The sequence below is a fragment of the Ilumatobacter sp. genome (assembly GCF_041688325.1).
Classification (GTDB): Bacteria; Actinomycetota; Acidimicrobiia; order Acidimicrobiales; family Ilumatobacteraceae; genus Ilumatobacter_A.
On record NZ_JBDNIJ010000207.1, the window covers coordinates 1 to 4067 of the forward strand.

Annotated in this window: 2 protein-coding genes and 1 pseudogene; 1 reads left to right on the forward strand and 2 read right to left on the reverse strand. The window is 63.0% G+C overall.

Annotated features, from left to right (window positions below):
- Positions 1-695: pseudogene (locus ACH2EI_RS12195) on the reverse strand (cytochrome P450); the annotation flags it as partial.
- Positions 696-1036: 341 nt separating this feature from the next.
- On the opposite strand from ACH2EI_RS12195, the gene ACH2EI_RS12200 reads away from it, so the two are divergent.
- Positions 1037-2362: a DUF222 domain-containing protein gene (locus ACH2EI_RS12200; protein ID WP_395160202.1), complete on the forward strand. Its 1326-nt coding sequence runs from the start codon at positions 1037-1039 to the stop codon at positions 2360-2362.
- Between the two features lie 72 nt (positions 2363-2434).
- On the opposite strand, the gene ACH2EI_RS12205 is transcribed toward ACH2EI_RS12200, so the two are convergent.
- Positions 2435-4067: hypothetical protein (locus ACH2EI_RS12205; protein ID WP_395160204.1), on the reverse strand; the 1633-nt coding region annotated here is incomplete at its 5' end.

A 4067-nucleotide genomic window follows, 5' to 3' on the forward strand; every position in this document is an offset into this window, starting at 1 on the left:
GAAATCGTCAGCTTGATGTTCGCTCGCACCTGCTCGAGCGGCATCGCCGACTCCACCATCACCGACAACAGATCGTTGCCAGGCGACCGGCGCGCCGACGGCAACATCTCGTCGATCGCCGCATCAATCGCCGCCGTCGCGCCACGGCACCGCGCCTCCCGGTCGGGGTCGCCGGTGTAGTTGGAGATGCCATCGATCATTGCCTGGCTCCACCCATCCAGGTCGCCAGACGTGACGTTGGTCAGCCCAGTCATCGACTTCAGCGCCTCGCCACTGACCGGCATCGCATACATCGACATGAGATCGACGACCTCCGCCCCACCCGAACTGCGCTGCTCGATCAGGCCGTCGATGATCCGCGCAGCGTGCAACTCGAACAGCGCCGACCACACATCGCGCACCGCCTTCGGCGACATCGCCGGGTAATACACCTTGCGCTCGGCCTGATGCTCGGCGCCGTCACGACGCATCATGTTCTGCCCCATCAGCACGTTCATCAACCCACCCGGCTGATCCGACGAGAACACCGCCACGTTCTTCTCGCACACCGCAATGTCGTCACGAGTCGTGATCAACGTCGCCCCTAACTGCGGCACAAACGCAATCGGTGCATCGGCCCGCATCGCCGCCAGATCGGGATACGGATCGCGCCAGAACTGCTCGACGTCGATGTCGTAATGCGGCGCGGTCGACATCAGCGCGTTGCTCCTGGCAGCCTGCACGACGAGTGTCGAAGTGTCATCGCCGTGCGTCCGTCCATCGCCAACGGTACAACGCGGCTGCGCACCCCGACGGCCCGGTTGCGACGTGTCGAGCAGGCCCCCGGATGCTCGTTCGACACAAGGTGACGTTCCCGGCGCTACGGACTGCCGACGTTCCGACCGACGCTCCGACCGACGCTCCGACCGACGTTCAGGCCCACGTTCAGGCCCACGTTCAGGCCCACGTTCCGATGCAGAATCCGGTCCCATCAGCCATCTCAAATAATTTGAAGATTTCCTTGACAATCGAACGTACGTTCGATACACTAGGTCATATGGAACTCGCCGATGCCGTCTCTGCCACCTCCGTGGCCGTTGACGGCGTTGCGACCGTGTGCATTGACCGCTGTGACGCCACAAACTTGCGCACCCAGTTGGCCCGTATGAAGCAAGTGCAATCCAAGTTCGATGCTCAACTCGCCCGATTAACCCACGCCGCCGACGCCGCAGGTGCCTTCATTGGCACCGGGAGCCGCAGCACCGCCGACTGGTTGGCGAAGGAAACCGGCACATCCGCCCGCAAAAACCAGGCCGCATCGGATCTGGGCGAAGCAATGTCGAAGTCCGATGCGCTCGCCGATGCCGTCACGTCCGGCGACCTGTCATCCGACAAGGCCTCGGCAATTGTTGGGGCTGCCGGTGACGAAGCTGTCGACAACACACTGCTCGAAGCCGTTGCCGACTTGCCGTTGAATGCTGTGAAGCCAGAAGTCGAGAAGTGGCGTGCCCGCAAATACCCCGAACGCGATGCCGATGCCACCGACGTGCAACGAGCCCGCCGCTACCTCCGCCTCACCGGCCAGCCCGATGGGATGACCCGAATCGATGGCCTCCTCGACCCCGAGTCGGGTGCCATTGTCCGCTCGGCGCTCGACGGCATCATGAACCAGTCGTTCAACGACGGCACCACCCGCACCCGTGATCAGCGCTGCGCCGACGCCCTCACCCAGCTGGCACACGCCAGCTCGAAGGGCGACATCAAGGGCGGCCGCTCCAACACGAAACTGTTGGCCACCGTGCCGTTCGACACGATCACCGAACGTGCCAACGAGCGAGGCACCACCCACGTCGGTGCCACGCTCGACGCCGCCACCATCCGCAAGCTCGCCTGCGACGCCGGCATCCACCGGGTGATCACCGGGCCCGGGTCATCGATCCTCGACTTCGGTCACGAAACCCGGCTGGTGTCTGAGAACCTGTTCCTCGCACTCGTCGCCCGCGATCAGCACTGCCGCTGGCCCGGCTGCACCATCCGAGCCACCTGGTGCGACGCCCACCACATCATCGAATGGGCCGACGGCGGCCCCACAACCGACGAAAACTGCGCCCTCCTCTGCCACCGGCATCACCAACTCAGCCACCAACCCGGCTGGAAGATCACCGGTACCGGCAGCGAATTGCGGGTGCATCACCCCGACGGATCGATCGACGTCAGTAAACCTCCGGGCGCCGCCGCACCCCGAGCCGCAACAACCGGCCGAGAGCAGCAATCCCCCGACGCCCCGCCTGCTACTGATTCAGCTGACCCGGACAGCCCGGACAGCTCAGACAGCTCGGACGGCTCGTTCACCGTTGGGCCCGAACAGCTCACCCTCGCCTGACCATCCCGTGTCAGCGCGGCGCCGGCCCAGTCGCAGGCCAGCGCCACTCAACTCGGCAGCCTCAACCCGGAGTCACTCCTCGAAGAAGTCTGCGGCGAGGCCAGCTTCATCTTCGAGCACGAGTGTGTCGTCGATCGAGCCGTCGGAGTCGAAGTCGAAGTCCAGGTACATCGGGCTTCCTTCGCCCTCCCACTCGAAGAAGTTCACGTACAGGGTGTCTTCGGGCTGCAGCTCGATTGCGTCGTTGGCGAAGACGTACTCGCCCTCGTCGTCGATGCGGGCAACCAGGAGTTCATAGACGCCAAACTCGGTCTGGTCGGAGGTGTCGAGGATGAAATCGCCGTTCGGGAAGTCGAGGATCACGTTGAACGAACCACCGGGCTCGATGTCAGAGCCACGAACAATGAACTCGTAATCGGCGTCATCGGTGACCAGACCGAACCAGATTTCGGGCGAGTCGGCGTAGTCACTCGAGTAGTTCAGTGCGAGGTAGTCACCGTTGACGACGCTGACCTCGATGAGATCCGACTCACCCGGGTCAAGCACGACATCTTCAACGACCATGTTGAAGTCCGACCCGATCATCGTGACGCTGGAAACCGCTTGCTCGTCGAGTTGCGAACCATCGATGGTGACCGAGAACTCGGTGATGTCACCCGGAATCACGTACACGGGCTCTTCCTTGATGTCCCACACAGCAACGCCGAACTTGAAATCGGTGGCAGTCGCGCCGTCGATCTCGTTGACGAATGTGCCGTCTTCGAGCCAGCCAACGCGACGGCCGTCGAGCGCAGTGATCAGCAGGTTGGCGTCGCCGTCCAGCCAAATTTCGATGCCGTCATTGCCCGCTTGCAGCACCGACGCGTAACCAGAGACCTCGCCTTCGGAACCAAATGCGGCGTCCTGCGAACCGAGTCGCGGTGAGGTCGGATGGATGCTGAGCGAATCAGTGTCGGCATCACCTTCGTACAGGTCGGTTTCGACGTTCGGGTTGGTGGATGCCTCGTACTGCCACGTGTCGGCAGCGCGATCAATCGTGAGCACACGGCCCTGGCTGGGGTAATTGTTGTCGTACACAAAAACCTTGTACGTGCCGTCGCCGTTGTCTTCGACCGCATACGGCGTCACAGCATGACCGCCGGTGCCGTCTCGCTTGAAGATGCCGACCGACCACGATTCATCGGCTTGCTGGCCGTCGCTGAACGACGCAATCAACGTGTCGAGGACTTCGCTGGGCGAACCGTTGACGGCCTGCGTCGCGCCCGGGGAGGTCCCCTGCGTCACCCACCAGTAGGCGATTTCGCGTTGCAACGCGTCGTTCCCGGCAATGTCGAGATCGCGCACCGAGTCGGCACCGAAGGCGCTCGGGTCGGCGCCACCGAAGTAGAACAGCGAACTGAGCACGGCCATGCCTTCGCAATGACCTCCGGCCATGTACTTGTTCATCTGCTCCATCCACTGGCGGGCAGGAGGCTCAAGGGTGCAACCGTCGACCTGGTTGGCGCAGACGCCATCACCGAACATTCGTTGCATTTCGATGGGAGTCAAATCGGTGGCGCCAGTTTCGTCGCCGTAGTTCGCGAAGCTGAATGCGTCGACGGCCGGATCGAAGCCGCTGCTGATTGCACCGTCTCCGAGAGCCGGAATGAGCTCGGATGCGGCCTCGCCAGATCCCGAGTCATCGCTCGGGTAGCACTCGTCGAGA

Coding starts and splice junctions, on each gene's coding strand:
- ACH2EI_RS12200 (WP_395160202.1), top strand. CDS start 1,037: ATGGAACTCGCCGATGCCGTCTCTGCCACCTCCGTGGCCGTTGACGGC.